The 17,023-nt window shown below is 66.3% G+C and carries 13 protein-coding genes; 6 read left to right on the top strand and 7 right to left on the bottom strand.

Going from position 1 to position 17,023, the window contains the following annotated elements; genetic code table 11:
* The first annotated feature begins 213 nt into the window (after positions 1-213).
* The 3 genes from ACZ5PO_RS37180 to ACZ5PO_RS37170 all read left to right on the top strand — a co-directional run bounded on the left by ACZ5PO_RS37180 (position 214) and on the right by ACZ5PO_RS37170 (position 5,080).
* Positions 214-2,544: a molybdopterin-dependent oxidoreductase gene (locus tag ACZ5PO_RS37180; RefSeq protein WP_464187994.1), complete on the top strand. Its 2,331-nt coding sequence runs from the start codon at positions 214-216 to the stop codon at positions 2,542-2,544.
* A 131-nt stretch (positions 2,545-2,675) separates the two neighbouring features.
* Positions 2,676-3,785 (top strand): serine hydrolase domain-containing protein, encoded by a 1,110-nt coding sequence (locus ACZ5PO_RS37175; protein ID WP_464187992.1) that lies wholly within the window; start codon positions 2,676-2,678, stop codon positions 3,783-3,785.
* Between the two features lie 17 nt (positions 3,786-3,802).
* On the top strand, positions 3,803-5,080 hold the full coding sequence (locus ACZ5PO_RS37170) for an aspartate aminotransferase type Ic (RefSeq protein WP_464187990.1): 1,278 nt from the start codon (positions 3,803-3,805) through the stop codon (positions 5,078-5,080).
* A 58-nt stretch (positions 5,081-5,138) separates the two neighbouring features.
* Here ACZ5PO_RS37170 and ACZ5PO_RS37165 read toward each other — a convergent pair whose 3' ends face one another.
* The 7 genes from ACZ5PO_RS37165 to ACZ5PO_RS37135 form a co-directional block, all read right to left on the bottom strand.
* Positions 5,139-6,173: an alpha/beta hydrolase gene (locus ACZ5PO_RS37165; protein ID WP_464187988.1), complete on the bottom strand. Its 1,035-nt coding sequence runs from the start codon at positions 6,171-6,173 to the stop codon at positions 5,139-5,141.
* A gap of 53 nt (positions 6,174-6,226) precedes the next feature.
* Positions 6,227-7,528, bottom strand: a complete 1,302-nt coding sequence (locus ACZ5PO_RS37160) for an MFS transporter (protein ID WP_464187985.1) — start codon at positions 7,526-7,528, stop codon at positions 6,227-6,229.
* A gap of 231 nt (positions 7,529-7,759) precedes the next feature.
* Positions 7,760-9,439 carry a porin gene (locus ACZ5PO_RS37155; RefSeq protein ID WP_464187983.1) on the bottom strand — a complete coding sequence of 560 codons (1,680 nt, stop codon included), beginning with the start codon at positions 9,437-9,439 and terminating at the stop codon, positions 7,760-7,762.
* A gap of 379 nt (positions 9,440-9,818) precedes the next feature.
* Positions 9,819-10,079, bottom strand: coding sequence for a hypothetical protein (locus ACZ5PO_RS37150; protein ID WP_464187981.1), 261 nt, complete (start codon positions 10,077-10,079; stop codon positions 9,819-9,821).
* Between the two features lies 1 nt (position 10,080).
* A complete protein-coding gene (locus ACZ5PO_RS37145; RefSeq protein WP_464187979.1) occupies positions 10,081-10,782 on the bottom strand; it encodes a VOC family protein in 702 nt (233 codons plus the stop codon).
* Between the two features lie 95 nt (positions 10,783-10,877).
* Entirely contained in the window at positions 10,878-11,687 is an 810-nt protein-coding gene (locus tag ACZ5PO_RS37140) for a maleate cis-trans isomerase family protein (RefSeq protein ID WP_464187977.1), read from the bottom strand.
* 61 nt (positions 11,688-11,748) lie between these two features.
* Positions 11,749-12,918, bottom strand: a complete 1,170-nt coding sequence (locus tag ACZ5PO_RS37135; protein WP_464187975.1) for a hypothetical protein — start codon at positions 12,916-12,918, stop codon at positions 11,749-11,751.
* A gap of 328 nt (positions 12,919-13,246) precedes the next feature.
* Here ACZ5PO_RS37135 and ACZ5PO_RS37130 point away from each other — a divergent pair, with 328 nt between their 5' ends.
* From ACZ5PO_RS37130 to ACZ5PO_RS37120, 3 genes are all read left to right on the top strand, one after another.
* Positions 13,247-14,959: an AMP-binding protein gene (locus ACZ5PO_RS37130; RefSeq protein WP_464187973.1), complete on the top strand. Its 1,713-nt coding sequence runs from the start codon at positions 13,247-13,249 to the stop codon at positions 14,957-14,959.
* 31 nt (positions 14,960-14,990) lie between these two features.
* On the top strand, positions 14,991-16,139 hold the full coding sequence (locus ACZ5PO_RS37125; protein ID WP_464187971.1) for an FAD-dependent monooxygenase: 1,149 nt from the start codon (positions 14,991-14,993) through the stop codon (positions 16,137-16,139).
* Positions 16,140-16,293: 154 nt separating this feature from the next.
* Entirely contained in the window at positions 16,294-17,019 is a 726-nt protein-coding gene (locus ACZ5PO_RS37120; protein ID WP_464187969.1) for a TetR/AcrR family transcriptional regulator, read from the top strand.
* The last annotated feature ends 4 nt before the right edge of the window (positions 17,020-17,023 follow it).

The following is a 17,023-nucleotide window of genomic DNA, read 5'->3' as shown; positions in this document are numbered from 1 at the left end:
CGGATCCTCCCGATGTCTTGCCTTTCCATGGGCTATAGCATTGTCGCGTTATGCCAGCAAGATGATCTGGTATACTCACATCGAGTTCGACCCACCGGTGCCCTTTGGTCCTTCCCAGCCGAGCTGGCCGCGCTGCGAATGTTGCCGGGCTCGCCTTGTCCGTCGCCTCTGCCTACAACGGACATCATTGGCCGAACGGGCGGGATGCGGGCGATGAACGGACAGGACGAGGCGAGCGCACGCTATGCCGCCTTTCACTGGGGCACCTACCGGTCCCGGCGCGGCACGGACGGTTCCCTTGCGCTGGAGCCCTATGCCGGTGATCCGGAGCCGTCGCCGATCGGCCTCGACCTGGCCGCGAGCCTCGACGCGCCCAGCCGCATCGGCCGGCCGCACGTCCGCGCCGGCTGGCTCGACGGCCGCGGCACCCCTGACGGCCGCGGGGCCGGGCGCGGCCGCGAGCCGTTCGTGCCGGTGAGCTGGGAGGTTGCGCTCGATCTGGTGGCGGGCGAGCTGGAGCGTGTCCGCCGGGATCACGGCAACGCGGCGATCTTCGGCGGCTCCTACGGCTGGGGCAGCGCCGGCCGCTTCCACCATCCCCAGGGACAGCTGCACCGCTTCCTCAACCTGATCGGCGGCTACACGCGTTCGGTCAACGCCTACAGCCATGCCGCCGCCGAGGTGATCGTGCCCTACGTGATCGGGCACGGGCTGCGGCCGCTCCACGCCATGCAGACGCCCTGGCCGCTGCTGGCGGAGCATGCCGAGCTCATCGTCGCCTTCGGCGGCATGAACGCCAAGAACGCCCAGGTCAGCCCCGGCGTCGTCGGGCGGCATATCGTGCGCCGGTCCCTGGCACGATGCGCCGAGCGCGGCGTCCGCTTCGTCAACGTGAGTCCGATCCGGGACGATCTGCCCGAGCTGGTTGCGCCCGAGTGGCTGCCGGTCAGGCCCAACACGGACGTGGCGCTGATGCTGGCGCTCGCCCATGTGCTGATCGCGGAGGGCCTGTGCGATCAGGAGTTCCTCGGGCGCTGCACGGTCGGCTTCGACGAGTTCCGCCGCTACGTCTGCGGTGAGGCGGATGGCATCGCCAAGACGCCGGAGTGGGCCGCCGCCATCGCCGACGTGCCGGCCCCGGCGATCCGCGATCTCGCCCGCCGTATGGCGCGCACCCGCACCTTCATCGCATTGAGCTGGTCGATCCAGCGCGGCGACCACGGCGAACAGCCGATCTGGGCCGGCATCGCGCTCGCCGCCATGCTGGGCCAGATCGGCCTGGCCGGCGGCGGCTTTGGCATCGGCCACGGCTGCTGCAACTACATCGGCAATCCGGCGCCCCTGGTGCCATGGGCGGCGCTGCCGCAGGGGCGCAACCCGGTCGAGGCCTTTATCCCCGTCGCCCGCTTCACCGACATGCTGCTCACGCCCGGTGCGCCGTTCGACTACAACGGCCGCCGCCTGACCTATCCCGACGTCAAGCTGGTCTATTGGGCCGGCGGCAACCCGTTCCACCACCAGCAGGACATCAACCGGCTGCTCGCCGCCTGGCGGCGGCCGCAGACGGTCATCGTCAACGAGGTGTTTTGGAACGCCTGCGCCCGTCACGCCGACATCGTGCTGCCGGTGACGACGCCGCTGGAACGCAACGACTTCGCGGCGATGGCCGGTGAGGCGGTGGCGGTGGCCATGCGGCAGACGATGCCGCCGGTCGGCGAATCCCGTAACGATTTCGATATTTTCGGCGGGCTCGCCGCGCGCCTCGGCGTCGCCGAGGCGTTCACCGACGGTCTCGACGAGATGAGCTGGATCCGCCGTCTTTACGCACAATCGCAGGCCGCCGCGGCGCGCATGGGCATAGCCCTGCCGGACTTTGCCGAATTCTGGGAGCGGGGCCTGATCGAGCTGCCCGAAACGGAGACGAGGCCGCTGCTGTTCGAGGCATTCCGCAGCGACCCCGGCGCCCACCCGCTCCCCACGCCGTCCGGGCGGATCGAGATCGCGTCTGCGACGATCGCCGGCTTCGGCTATGACGACTGCCCCGGGCACCCGACCTGGATCGAGCCGGCAGAGCGGCTCGGCAGCCCGGCGGCCGGGGGCCAGCGGCTCCACCTAATCTCCAGCCAGCCGGCCACGCGCCTGCATTCACAGCACGACCACGCTTCCCTGAGCCGGGGGAGCAAGATCGCTGGCCGCGAGCCGATCGCATTGCACCCGATGGACGCCGCAGCCCGCGGCATCCGCGCCGGGGACATCGTCCGCGTCTTCAATGGACGCGGCGAGTGCCTCGCCGGGGCCGTGCTGAGCGATGCGCTGCGCCCCGGCGTCGTGCAACTCGCTACGGGTGCCTGGTACGACCCGGAGGAGGGCACCGAGGAGGCGCCGCGCGACGTCCACGGCAATCCCAATGTGCTCACCATGGACAAGGGTACGTCCAAGCTGGCGCAAGGGCCGATCGCCATGACGACCCTGGTCGAGGTCGAGCGCTTCGGCGGCAACGCGCCGGAGATCAGCGTGTTCGCGCCGCCGGCCGGGGCTGGGTGAGGGGCCGCGGTTGCCCGGGCGATTGGCCCCATGGCAGTATCGCCCGGGGGGGGCGGGCACGTCCAACGGGAGCCGGGCCGGTGCATTGGCTGAACCGCCGAGGCGTCCTCATCGGTGCAGGAGCGATCTGCATGGCGCAGACCATCCAGCCCTTGTCCGCGGTAGCGGCCGACTACGCGCCGATCGGCGCCGGCGAAGCAGGCTTTGCTCCTGATCTGGAGGCACGGCTCGACAGGGCGGTGGCGGACGGACGCGTGTGGAACCTGCACGGCGTCGTCGTGGTGCGGAACGATCGGCTGGTGCTCGAGCGCTATTTCGAGGGCGAGGACAACCGGCGCGGCCGCCCCCTGGGCAAGGTCCGCTTCGGGCCCGATACGCTGCACGACATGCGCTCGGTCTCGAAGGGCATCGTCGGGCTGCTCTACGGCGTCGCGCTCGAGCAGGGCAGGGTGCCGCCGCCCGAGGCGCCGCTGCTGGCGGCATTTCCGGAGTACGCCGATCTGGCCGGGCAGGCCGGGCGCGAGAAGCTCACCATCCATCACGTGCTGTCGATGACCATGGGGACCGATTGGGACGAGACCAGCGTTCCCTATTCCGATCCCACCAACAGCGAAATCGCCATGGATCTGGCGACGGATCGTTACCGCTACATCCTGGAGCGGCGCGTGGTCGACGAGCCGGGGCGGCGGTGGACCTATTGCGGCGGCGCCACGGCCCTGCTGGCGCGGCTCATCGCCAAGGGCACCGGCCGGCCGCTGCATGCCTTGGCCCGCGAGGTGCTGTTCGATCCCCTGGAGATCGGCCCGACCGAATGGCTTGCCGACGGCCATGATGAGCCCTTCGCCGCGTCGGGGCTGCGCATGAGCCCGCGCGACATGGCCAAGGTCGGCGCCATGATGCTGCGCGGCGGCGTCGCCGGCGGCCGGCAGGTGGTCCCGGCCGCCTGGCTGGCGCGCAGCACGTCGCCGATCGCCAGCGTCGATGAGATACGGCGCTTCGGCTACCAGTGGTACGTGGCCGACTTCGCGTTCGGCAAGCCGAAGGGATGGGCACCGGGGCGCCTGGAGCGCGTCTGGATGGCCTTCGGCGAAGGCGGCCAGCGGATCTTCCTGGTGCCGGCGCTCGAGCTCGTGGTGGCCATCACGGCCGGCAACTACCTCGTCGAGAACCAGTGGATCCCGCCGACGCGGGTGATGCGCGAGGTGATCCTGGGCAGTATTCAGGAGCCGCCCAAACCCTGAGCAACGGACATAGCCCCATGACCGCTCTGGTCCAGATGAGCGCCGACGCCGTGCGCGCCCTCCATGCCGACCTCGTCCGTGAGCACGAGGCGCTCAAAGGCCGCAGCCTCGCCCTCGACATGACGCGCGGCAAGCCATCGCCCGAGCAGCTCGACCTCGCCGAGGGCATGCTGGCGCTGCCCGGCAACCGCGATCATCTGACCGAGGCGGGTGAGGACGCCCGCAACTACGGCGGCAACCAGGGCCTGCCCGAGGTGCGGGCGCTGTTCGCGCCGGTGCTCGGCGCGCCTGCCGGGCAGGTCGTCGTCGGCAACAATTCGAGCCTGGCGCTGATGCACGACGTGCTGGTCTACGCACTGCTGCACGGCGTGCCCGGTAGCGTGCGGCCGTGGGTGAAGGAGGACGAGATCAGCCTGATCTGCCCGGTCCCGGGCTACGACCGGCACTTCGCCCTCAGCCAGATCCTCGGCATCAAGATGCTTCCGGTGCCGCTGACCGGCGAGGGGCCTGACATGGACGAGGTCGAGCGGCTGGCCGCCGATCCGGCCGTCAAGGGCATCTGGTGCGTGCCGCAATACTCCAATCCGAGCGGCGAGACCTATAGCGACGCCACCGTGGCTCGCCTGGCGCGGATGAGCGCCGGGGCGGGCGACTTCCGCATCCTGTGGGACAACGCCTACGCGCTCCACCACCTCACCGATGCGCGGCCGCGGCTGCCCAATATTCTGGACGCCTGTGCCGAGGCCGGCCACGCGGACCGGCCGATCGTCTTCGCCTCGACATCGAAGGTGACGCTGGCCGGCGCCGGGCTCGCCTTGCTCGCCGCGTCGTCCGCCAACGTGCGCTGGTATCTCGACTGTGCCGGCAAGCGCAGCATCGGGCCGGACAAGCTCAACCAGCTGCGCCACGTGCGTTTCCTGCGCGACATGGCCGGCATCACGGCCCACATGGAGAAGCATCGCGCGCTGATCGCGCCGAAGTTCGCGGCGGTCGACGAGGCCCTGGAACGGCGCCTCGGCCCCTACGGCTTTGCGCGGTGGAGCAAGCCGCTCGGCGGCTACTTCATCGTCCTCGACGCGATGGCGGAGACGGCGGCGCGCGTCGTTGCGCTGGCCAAGGCGGTCGGCCTGGCGCTGACGCCGGCCGGCTCGACGCATCCGTACGGCCGGGATCCGGAAGACAAGACACTGCGCATCGCGCCGACCTATCCGAGCCTCGCGGAAGTGCGGCAGGCGGCGGAGGTCATCGCGCTGTGCACGTTGCTCGCCGCCTGCGAGCGGCAGCTCGCGGGGTAAGGGGCCGCGAAGGACGCTGCCGGCGTGGCCTCGGCCGGCTCGGAGGTGCTGTCAGGGCTCAGAGGCCACGTTCATTCAGCCACGCGGTGACGCGCTCGAAAAAGACGTGCGCACCAGGGTCCTTGTTGATCAGGTGGCCCGCGTCAGGAACGATGAATGCAGTGAAGTCGGCTCCGGGCTTGTAATAGCTCGGCTCGTGCAGGAAGGCTGGATCGGTGGCGCAGTCGCCCGTGGTCGAGCACCAGCGTACATCATACTGTCCCAGTGCGAACAGCACCGGGATGTCGATCCTCTGGGTTATGGAATAGTTCTTGGAGTCCGTGCTGATTGCGTTCAACTCGGCAATCATCACCGTATCCTCCAGCATGGACGTGTACCAGTCGGACACGGAGCTCGGCAGGCTCGGAGATAGCCGGCGGACGAAGTATCCAGGTGCCCACCCGGTACCCCGGCCGTACCGCGGGTGGTCTTCGATCGGTACCAGCGCTTTGAATACGGCGCCCATCGCCAGGTCGGAGAGGTTGTGTCCGACGCCGCTGACCACGACCGCATCGATGCCCGGATAGTCGGCCGCAGCATGCCATGCGACCATCCCGCCCATCGAGTGGCCATTCACAACCACGCGCTTGAAGTTGAAGCCCAGCGAGCCCTGCTTGAGATGCTCGACGACCTGGTGAACGACGTAAGCCTGAACCTTGAAGTCGAGCTTTGCGGGATCGGGGCGGTCGCTATGGCCGTAGCCGGGGCGGTCGAGGTTGAGCGTCGCGAAGCCCGCAAGGGTCGCGTGCCGCACATATGAGTGCTTCTCCGGCTCCAATGGCCAATCCCAGTAGGAGCCGTTGTTCGATCCACCGGCGAGGAGGATCTGAATGGTCGTGTCCTCGGTCAGAGGCTGCCGCGTTGCCAGCACGCCGGACACTTCAATCGTCTCGCTGCCGAGCGGATCGAGTTTCACCGGAAAGCGATAGGTCCGACACGATGCGCCGCTGTTCGTCGCATCGGTGGTGTCGCTCATGACGCTCGGTTTGTCGCGCAATGCCGTCACGGCTGTCGGCAGGGGGAGGGACACGAGGCCAGCTTCAGCGATGGTCATCTTGGATCCGTTCCTCTCGGTCTTCATACGGCCGAATGACGTTGCCGGGGGTGTCAAGACGCGTCGTTCGTTCGAGCAGCAGGAGCATCGGATCCATACCGGTAGGGGCCCAGCTGGAGTATGCCGATGGCCGCGCAGCAGAGGGCTATGGCGGCACCCCACAACGGCAGGGCGTAGCTCCCCGTTCGGTCGAAGCTGACGCCGAAGGCAATGGGGCCGATCACCCCGCCGACGCCGAACACGAAGAAGAGCAGCCCGTAAATCGAGCCGAATGCCATCAGCCCGAAATATCGCCGGACAAAGTATGGGATGAAGTCGCCTTCGGCGCCCATGGCGAAGCCGATCAAGAACGCGCAAGCTGCGATCTGGATGGGGCCAAAGGAGGTTCCGATCGCCAGCATCAAGGCTCCGGCGCCGGCCATCAGGAAAGCGACGGCGGCGATGCGCGTAGCGGGGTACAGGTCCAGAAGGACGCCGGCGATGATCCGCCCGAGAACGACGCCCACACCGGCCGTCGCAACGACTTGCGCGGCGGCGGCGGCGGTGAGGCCTCGGTCGGTAATCAGCGACACGAGATGGATCGACGTGCCCAGGCTTGCCGCCGCCACGACGAACACCACGGCCGCCAGAAGCCAGAAGCGACCGCTCCGGACAGCGCTCATTGCCGTCTCGCCTGCCGCGGGCGCCACGTCGCCCCCTCCCGAACGGAGCTCGCGCACCGCGCTGCGGCTTCGGGCGAACAGCAACGCGCAGGCCGCAGCTCCCAGGGCGGCCGCGCCCCCGGCGAGCACGCCGTAGGCATCGCGCCAGCCGTAGCTCGACACCAGCCACTGGGCGATCATCGGCATCGCGACCGTTCCGACACCCATGCCGACGCCCGCCAGGCCGAGGGCCAGGCCGAGCCGGCGGTCGAACCAGAGCGCCAGCACCGACAGATAGCCCGGTGGTGTCGTTGCCGCACCCGCAACGCCGATCGCGAAGCTGAATGCCCCGAAGAGCCACGGGCTGCTCGTGGCCCGCGCCAGCACGAACATCAGAGCCGACATAACGAGCACCGAGGTCGAGATGACCAACGCGGGCCCGAAGCGGTCGATGAGCCGACCGACCAGCACGGCGCCAACGGAGAGGCCGAGCATCGACAGCACGCCGGCCGCGGACGTCTCTGCCCGTCCCCACCCGAGTTCCGTCGCAATCGGCTTCAGGAAGACGGACAGCGTCCCGAAATAGACCGGCGCGAAGCCGGCACCAAGCCCAAGCGCCGCTCCGCCAACGATCGCCACCTGCCTGAGCGGCGCTGCCTCGGTCGCTGCGTGGCCGCTCTGCGCGCGTCCGCTCGACGAAGTATCCGCGTGCATGCTCGTCTCCTTGCTGTGCGACAAATCGAAAATGAGATCAGGTTCGATTGTCCGCGCTGTCCGATTTCTACCGTGCGCCGACGCGAGCGCCCGGAGCGACGGAGCCGCGCCGGTCCTTGCCGCCGGCCCGGCTCCCTGCCGGCGCCGGCGGCGGCTCGATCGCGATGCGCGGCCTCGGGCCGGCCAGGCGGACCGACGGGCGTCGAGGCCGGCTCGTCCTGCCGATCACCCTCAGAAGGCGCGCTCGACGCGGAGACGGGTGATCCAGTTGCTGTCGTAGCTGACGGTCTTTCCGGTGCCTGTCCGACTCGTATCGTAAACGCGGCCGTCCGGATCGAGGCGCTGATAAAGCACTTCGGCGCCGATATCGACGTCCTTTACCGGCGACCACACCAGGTTGGCCCCGGTTACGAACTGCTCATAGCTTTTCAAAGTGACGTTGTAGAGAGGATTGTTGGTTGCGGTGAGCGGAGTTCCGGCGGCAAGCGCAGTGATATTGCCAAGCGGCCCGGAGATGCGTGCCGAGTTCGGGATGTCGACCCGACCATAGCTGAACATGAAGCCCGAACGCCATTGCGGAGCCCAATAATGCAGTAGAATGACATTGAGAGACTTCGACGTGGTCAGCTTGAGGCTGCCGAACGCATCGACATAGCCGTCGACGCCGGTCACCGCCAGCCGGCCGCCCGGCAGCGCCTTGCCCACGCCTTCGGGTCCGATCGGAATATCGTTGCCGGTGTAAGCCATCGCGCCTCGCGCATAGGCGGCCTGGAGCCAGAGGGTATCGCCCGGCGACAGGAACGGGAGGTTGAGCTTCACGCCGGCCTGCACGCCGTAGCCATACTGGGCGTCGGGGCGCCGGCCTTGAAGCCCGTTCGCCGTGGTGTAGCCGCTCGTGTTGGCAAAGCCTGCGTATGTGCCGGTCGTCGCGGGGGCGATCCCCCCGGCGGCCGTCGTCGTTGCGCCCGGAACGGTCGTCGAGATGTACTGGCCGATGCTCAGTTGATGGACGACGCCCGACAGCTGCGCCGAGCCCCAGCCCTGATCGACACGCAGATTGGCGATGAAGTCGGGCAGCTGGCTGCGCTGAACCACGTCGATGTAGGCCTGTCCGGCGATGCCGGCGGCGCCATACAGCGTGACCGGCGAGACGAAGGTCACACCGGAGCTGGGGTTGTTGGTGATCCCCGTCGGGAGCAGCGAGCCGGGCGCCTGGTTGGCGTAGACGCCGCCCGTGTTGAAGAGCGGGTTACGCCGAAGGATGGGATCTTCCACCGAGAGCGTCGCGCTGAACCCGGAGCCGAACTGGGCCGTGTAGGCGGCCAGGGTCGTGGACGAGCGGCTGGACGCGATCGGAAGGCCGATGAGCTCGATGTCCCCGGCGTAGAAGTCGTAGAACGAGGCGGAGCGGCCGGCCGTCAGGCCGGCGAACTGAACAAAGGCCTTGTCTGCGTCGACCTGCTTCTGCTGGCGACCGTAAGTGTCGATGCCGGTCGCGCCGAACGCATAAGCGTAGCGCAGCAGCGGCGGCGTCGCGATATCGGATCCAGTGGCCGAATTGATGTCATAGCGGATGAAGGTGCGAAGCGTGCCCCAGTCCGTCGCGGTGCGCGCATCGACCGAGATGCGTCCTGACCCGCGAAAATTCGACCGGTCAACGTTCATCTGCGGTGCAGAGTAAAACTGATAGTCGAACCTGGCTCGACCGCCGATCTTGATGCAGGTGTCGGCGCCCGGTATCTGGAAGAAGCCTATGCCGTGTGCAGGACAGGTCCGCACGTATTCGGTCGGAGGTGCCTTGCTCGTCGGCAGATCGCCTGCTCGAGCGCTCGTGACGGGGCACGATGCGGCCAAAGTGCCGCTCAGAATACATATGGAGACGCTTGCCGTCCTGTCGAAACGTGTCGGCAAGGCGACCTCGTTCCGAGCGTCGGTCGCTTCTTGCAAACAATCATAGCGCACGTACCTTTGCATAGTTGTCGATCTCCCCCAGTTTGTGATTGGTGAATTTATGCCGTTCAGCCCTCAAGCATGCGTCGGCTAAGAAGAGCGTTTATCTATCGGACGAGACGTGTCTAATTGCTGAAAAATGCTCTAGCGGATGGGAACATCCATCTGTCGAGGCATGATCACGATTTTTTTCTTGAATCCGGAGCGCTGCTGCGCGCTCGTCGAGCGCCCGAGTGGCGGCCGCGTGGATAAGGTCTTGGGCCGTATTCGCGGCAATGATCATGTCCTGCGGGCCGGGCCTCACGGCGGCCCAACTTGCGCCCGCAGGTCCCGGCGCGGGTTACAAAGCCCGGTTGGTTCCGACGACACGCACGACGTCGCGGCCGAACTCGGCGATCTCTCCGTTCAGTCCGCCCGTAAACAGCCCGTACCAAACCGCGGGTTTCATGTTCATGGCTTTTCGGGAGAGGGTGATCTCGGTCGGCGCCTCGATCCTGTGATAGCCCTCGTCCGATTTTGTGATGACGCATTCCGGAATGGCCCGCGCCGCATGGACGACGGGAAGAAACTCCGGAACGTCAAGGACATAGACGATGACCATCTCAGGCGTTCCCGATCAGTGCTTCGACGAGCTTCGCCTTCCTGCGCCAAACCGTGTCGATGTCGCGAAGACGATCGCCGTTCGCATGCAGCTCATCCTCGAGCTGGATCGCCGCTTCGAGCGTCAGCGCAGCATCCTTTGCATCGATGACCTCGAGATCGCGGAGCCGAAGGGTGATCTCGATCGGGTATCCGTTCGGATCCCGAAAATAGATGGATTCGAGGATCTCGTGGCGCGTATAGGCCGATACGGCGAGACCCCTGCGCTCCAGAGTGGTCTTCCAGCGCACCAATTCTTCGGAGCTTGGAACGCTCCAGGCCGTATGCGTGGCGGAATAGAAATGACTGTCTTCGGGCGTGTATTTGTCCGGGCGATCCGTGCCTATGTAGTAGAAGAAGGCAATGGTCGCCGTCTTTCCCGCGTCGAAGAAGAAGTGCAGAAAGTCGGGATGTCCCTCGGGCCCCCAGCCGCGCGCGCTGATCGTATGGACGAGAGGGAGGCCGAGGATGTCCCTGTAGAATTCAATCGTCTCGCGCAGCTTCCAGGTCGGTCTCGCGGTGTGGTCCACCCCGTCGAGGGCCAGGCGCTCTCCGTCCTGGCTGGCCCTTGTCAGGTCCGCCGTCGATACGGCCTTTGTCCGATAGTCTCGCGCCTGTGTATAAGGTGAATCTGTTGCTTGCGCGACTTGCGTGTCGTGCGGCATGTCTCGCCTCCATTTCGTCTGGGCCGTCGATTCGACGGGATTTTTTGAGAAAAGTGTAGGGCAGTTGTCAGTATTAGTGTGAGTTGTCTCGCGATTTAATTTGCAACTGCACACGCGGAGTTTTCGCCAGCAGGCGTTGTCAGGGCTCCCAGCGTCGCCGCAGCCAGATTCTGCGCCGACAGGAAATAGCCGGCGCCCGGCGCGACCGGCTCCAGGCCGAGCGCACTCAGCATCTTGCGGGTGGTGCAGACGGCCGCCGAGGTCACGGGCAGGCCGAGCTTCTGCTCGACCCGCTCGATCGCCTCCAGCGACGGCATCTGGACGCAGGCGGACAGAACGACGGCATCGACGCCGCCGAGGTCCAGGCGGGCAACGTCGTTCAGCAGCAGCTCCGCATCCCGCCGGCCGACGGCGACATTGTCGCTGATCGCGAGGGCGATCGCGTCGGTCACCGCGATCCCCTCGGCCCGAATGTAGCCCACGACGAGATCGGTGAGAGGGCGCATGTAGGGCGTGATGAGAGCCACGGACCGGACCCCGGCGCGCGCGAGCTCATCCACCAGCGCGCCCGCGGAGGTGACCACGGGCACGGCGCGCCCTTCCGACCTCAGCACGCCTTCGAGCTGCGTTTCCGACTGCCTGTGGTAGCCGAGCCCCATCGACATGATCGCGACCAGGCAAGCATAGCCGACGGCTGCCACGGGCGCGTCGGCGAGCTCCGCCGCGCAGCGAAGGCTGTCGCGGTCCATGGCTTCGAGCTCGGTCTTGGTCACATGCTTCATCCGCATGCGGCTGGAGTGGAAGGTGAACCGGTGCTCGCTGATCCCTGCCCGCTCCCGCGCTTGCAGGATCGCCGGGATCTCGGTTTCCATGGTGGTGTTGGAACTGGGAACGATCAGACCCATTCTGACGAGAGGGGCGCCCATGCCTTGTCTCCATTGTCTCGAGATCGCCGGCTGCGGAGCCTCAGGCGAAGCGGTGTGCCTCGAGCCAATCTCGAACGCATTGCCCCGCCTGAAGCTGTCCGCTCGGCGCGCCCTCGGCGATCGGCTGCCCATGGTGATTTCCCTGAATCCGGCGGTGCACCTTGTCGGCACTGCCGAGCCAGCCGAAGATCGCGGCGGCGTCTTGCGGGAACACGCTGTTGTCGCCGGTGTACTCGATCATGAGGCAGGGCTGCCGGATGTCCGGCGCACAGGCTTCCATGGATGCATTCGAGGACAGGCCCGACCAGTTCGACAGCCAGCTCTCGGGCGTGCAGACCCGCCCGAAGCCGATGCTGCCAAAGTTCGAGGCGATCGGGTTCGGGCCCCACAGAGAGCCGTAGGACCGATCCGACGGATCGAGCGACAGATCGAAACATCTCGGGTCCGCGTCGGTGCGCCAGACCTGGAAGATCGGGGCGTAGGCGGCGAGGACAGCGTCGGTCGGACTGGGCGCGGCCTTGAGCCGGTTCCGTGCCTCCGCCCTGCGGGCCAGCAGCTCGCGGGCATGGGCGTCGATGCGAGCGACGCGATCGCGCTGGCCCGCGCGATAGCGCGCGATAAAGGCCGCGGAATAGGATGAGCTCTCGGGAGGCCGGCGGAAGCCGTTCTCGCGGCTGAAGGCCGAAAGGCTGTCATCGCTCGCCAGCGGATCGCGTTCGTCCACGACGGCGGGATCGATGCAGTTCATCATCAGCTGGCCCTGGCCGAGATGGGCAGAGAGCAAGATGACGCCGTCGGCTGGCGGAAGCAGCGCTCCCTCGAGGTCGATCGGTCGTCCCCCAGGCGTGCGCTTGAGGCGGTCTTCAGGGCGTCGGGCCGCCTGCTGGCAGTAGAATGCGGCGAGCGGGCCGCCGCCCGACGTGCCTTGCAATACGCAATGCTCGAAGCCCAATACGTCGCGTAGGAAGCGTTGTCCGGCGGCCAGATCGAGCAGTGCCGTCTCGTGCTCGAGCCGCAGATCGTTGCCCGGCGAGCGTGGCCCGAGGACCCACATCGCGCAGCCTCCCAGGAGAACCTCGGGAACGACATAGTTGGCGACCACGATTTCGCGGGGGTGCATGCTGCATACGACCGTGCGTTCTCCCCCACGGCGGAACAGATAACCGGTGACGGAAGCGCCGTCCGCCGTGCGCAGCGGGTGGACCGTCAACGAGACTCCCGTCGGCAGGCGGTCTTCATCCCATTGGGTCGCGCGCAGGCCCGCAGTCGTTGTCGCCACGCCAGGTTGCGACGACTTGGCCGTTACTGTCCGCATGCCCCGTCTCCTCTTTCGGCGCATGGTCGTGCGGCGCGCCCTTGGCAATTTGATGCGGGAGCAAAATCGACATGTCAAACTAATTTTCGACATACGTGACGAATTCGGTTGACACCTATCCGTCGTTCTGAGATCGAGACATGTCGAGTGCTGACGCTGGGACGCGCGTGCCCCGCGGCCGTAGAACTGGTATCCGCGCCGAAAGCGAACCGGGAGGGATTCAATGGAGAGCGTAGGGCCACGTGACCGGATGCGCGGAGTTGTCTATCAGCCGACGGATCGCCTGAACTATTACGTCGATGCGGGCGTGTTGACACAAGAAACACTTGCCTCTGCATTCCGGGATGCGGTGCGTCGATGGCCGGATCGCATCGCCGTTTCGGAGGTGGACTGCGTTTTATCCTATCGGGACTTGGACGTCCTGACCGACAAGGCGGCCTCGGCGTTGTTGCGTCTCGGCCTGCAGCCGCTGGATCGGGTGCTCTTCCAGCTGCCGAACTCGAAAGAGCTGGTCATCGCCGTCGTGGCATGTCTCAAGGTCGGCCTCATCCCGGTCTGTACCCTGGCCGCTCACCGTGGGCTCGAGATCGGCTACATCGGCCGTCATTCGGGCGCGCGGGCCCACTTCATCCCGGCGACGGATCCTCGCTTCGACTACGTCGCATTCTCGCGGGACATGCGCACCGAGATCCCCTCTCTGGCCTTTACCATCGCTGCGTCCGGTCGGCCCGATCGCCCGGAGGAGGGGCTCCATGCCTTCGACAGTCTGATCGAGCAGGAGGACGCGGCGGATGCGCGAGCTCGGGTGGCTGGCGTAGAGCTTGATCCGTTCCAGGTCGCGCTGTTCCAGCTCTCCGGCGGAACGACCGGGGTGCCCAAGATCATTCCGCGGTTCAACAACGAATATCTCTATACGGTGCGTACCGTCGTGACGTGCCACGGGCTCGACGAGGAGACCGTCGCGTTCACGCCGAACCCGATGATGCACAACGCGCCCATGGCGTGCATCTGGGCTCCGGCGCTGCTGTCGGGAGGCGAGGTGGCGGTTTCGGCGACCCTCGACCCTGCCGTGGTCGGCGCTCTCCTGGCCCAGCGCAAGCCGAACTGGATGATCCTGCCGCCGGCCGTTCTGTTCCGGCTGCTGGAGGCCGGCTGGCGCGATCGCATCGACTTTTCGAACGTGCGGGGATTCTCGATCACGGGCGGCGTTGCGAGGTACAGCTCCTTCGTGGGCGGCGCACCGACCTGGCCGATCTTCGGTATGACCGAAGGGCTGCTCAGCTACTGCAATGCGTCCGATCCGCCGGAGGCGGTGCACACCACCGTCGGCCGCCCGCTGTCGCCCTTCGACGAGGTCAAGCTGCTGCAGCCGGAGAGCGAGGACGAGGTGGCGGCGGAGGACGTCGGCGAGCTCGTTGTTCGCGGCCCCTGCACGACACGCGGATATTTCGACGCGGAGGAGCGCAACCAGGTCGCCTTCACGACGGACGGCTTCTACCGCTCCGGCGATCTGATGCGGTTTCGCGAGATCGGCGGGCGACGCTATCTCGTCTTCGAGGGGCGCATCAAGGATGTCGTCGACCGCGGCGGCGAAAAGATCAATTGCGAGGAAGTTGAGCGGGTCGCCATCGAGCATCCGTCCATCGGCGCCATCGCGGTCGTCGGCATGCCCGATGCGACCTACGGGGAGCGCGCCTGCGCCTATGTCATCCCCACGGCCGCGAACGCGCTGATTACCGCACAAGAGCTCGGCTCGTTTCTGTCATCGAAAGGTCTCGCCAAGTTCAAGTGGCCCGAGCGGATCGAAATCGTCTCCGATTTTCCGATGACCTCCGCCGGCAAGCTGTCCAAGCCGAGGCTGAAGGAAATGATCAGGGAACAGATTCGCGAGGAAACCGCCAATGTGACGTCCGATGTCCAGCGGCCGGGAATCTGAAGCTATCTAGAACAAGAACGTGGAGATTCATATGCGAATTGCAGTCGTCGGTGGCGGGCCGGCCGGCCTCTACTTTGCCCGCCTGCTCAAGCGGCACTCTCCAGGCCATGACGTCACCGTGTTCGAGCAGAACGCGCCCGGCGCGACCTTCGGGTTCGGCGTCGGGCTTGGCGGCAAGGCGCGGGAGCGGATCCGCAGCATGGACCCGGAGGTTCACGACCACATCACAAAGAGCATGGTGTTCGGCAACGAGCAGCGAATTCACATCAACGGGGCCGACATTCTTCTCGAGTACGCCCAGATCGGCGGGGCGATCGGCCGCCTGGATCTGCTGCAAATCCTTCAGGGAGCCTGCTCCGCCGTCGGTGTCGATCTGCGTCACGATATTCGCATCGAGAGCCTGGACCAGCTCTCCGGCTACGACCTCGTCGTGGGCGCCGACGGAGCCAACTCGGTCATTCGTCGCCTGCATGGCGACGGCTTCGGGACCAGCGTCCATTACCTCACCAATCATTTCGCCTGGTATGGGGTGGAGCGGGCCATGACGCCCGGAAGCCTGATCTTCCGCGAAACGCCGCTTGGCCGGTTCGTCGGGCATTGCTATCCGTACACTCCGTCCATGAGCACCTTCGTCGCCGAATGCGACGCGACCACCTGGGAGCAGGCCGGCTTCGCCGGCATGAGCGATGACCAGCGGCGGGCCATCATGGAGGCCGTTTTCGCTCCGGAGCTCGACGGCGACTCCCTGATGGACAATCGCTCCGTCTGGCGTCGCTTCCCGGTGATCACGAACGCGCACTGGTCCGCCGGCAATGCGGTTCTGCTGGGAGACGCCTTGCTCACCGCCCATTACTCGATCGGCTCGGGAACGCGGCTCGCCATGGATGACGCCGCAGCCCTGTTCGAGGCGATCGATCAGACCGAGAGCGTGCCGCTCGCGCTTGGAAAATTCGAAGAGCTGAGACGGCCGATGCGGGAACGCTTCCGTGTGGCCGCGGAGAAAAGCTTCACCTGGTATGAAAATCTGGCCCAGGTGGTGCAACAGGAGCCGCTCGATTTCGTCTATAGCTTCCTGACCCGGACGGGCCGCGTCGACGCGGAGCGCCTGCCGGAATACTGCCCGGGATTCTATGAACTCTATACGCGGTCGCGTTCGCCGCAAGGGCTCGCTGCGCACTGAAGCTGTCACGTCACGGCTGCGGAATGTGCCGACAGCAACGCCACCGTCGCGGCGCTGGGCGGGCTCTCACCGATCGAATATGAAGAAGGGCCTGAAGAGTCGCGCATTTCGGCGCAACCCGCCCACGCAAGTGGGGCAACTATCGTTGGGCACTATGAGCACCAAAATCGACCCACCGAGCCCGCGCAGAGAATTGATCCGTGAAGAGCTTCTCACGAAGGCGGCGGAAGTCTTCGAGGCAAAGGGCTACGCGCAGACACGGATCCACGACGTGGCCCAGGCATTGGACCTCAGCCGCTCTGCGCTCTACCATTATTTCAAGAGCAAGGACGAAATCCTCGCCGCGTTGGTCGAGGAGCATACGACGTCGGCAGCCGATAGGCTCGAACGGACGGCGGCGAGCCAGGAGGGATCCGCCCTGGATCGGCTGCGGGAGCTGCTCTCGACGTTCGTCGATGGACGTTTGTCCGGGGGCGCGCGTCTGCGTGTGCTCGACCAGCTTGCGGCGGAAATGCCCCCGGACATAAAGGAAAAGTTCGAGCACGGGCGTCGCCGGATTCTTGCGATCTATTCCAGGTTGATCGAGGACGGAATCGCCGCCGGCGAGATACGGCCGATGGATTCCAGGACGGCGGCACTGGCCGTGCTCGGGATCGCGAGCTGGACGTCCTGGTGGTACTCGCCGGGCGGCCGAAGGAGCCCCCAGGAATTGTCGGACCAGCTGGTCGACATCGCCTTTCATGGGCTGACGCGATCGGACGGCGGGCGATCGCTCAAGAAGGATCCCAAGGCGATGATCCGGTCGATAACGGCTGATCTGAGAGAGCTCGAGAGAGAACTTGATTCCGCTCTGCCCGCTCGGACGGGCAAGACTAAGTAGGAGA

This window comes from Chelatococcus sp. KU-N122 (assembly GCF_055391085.1).
This window is presented reverse-complemented; position numbering and strand designations above follow the sequence as displayed.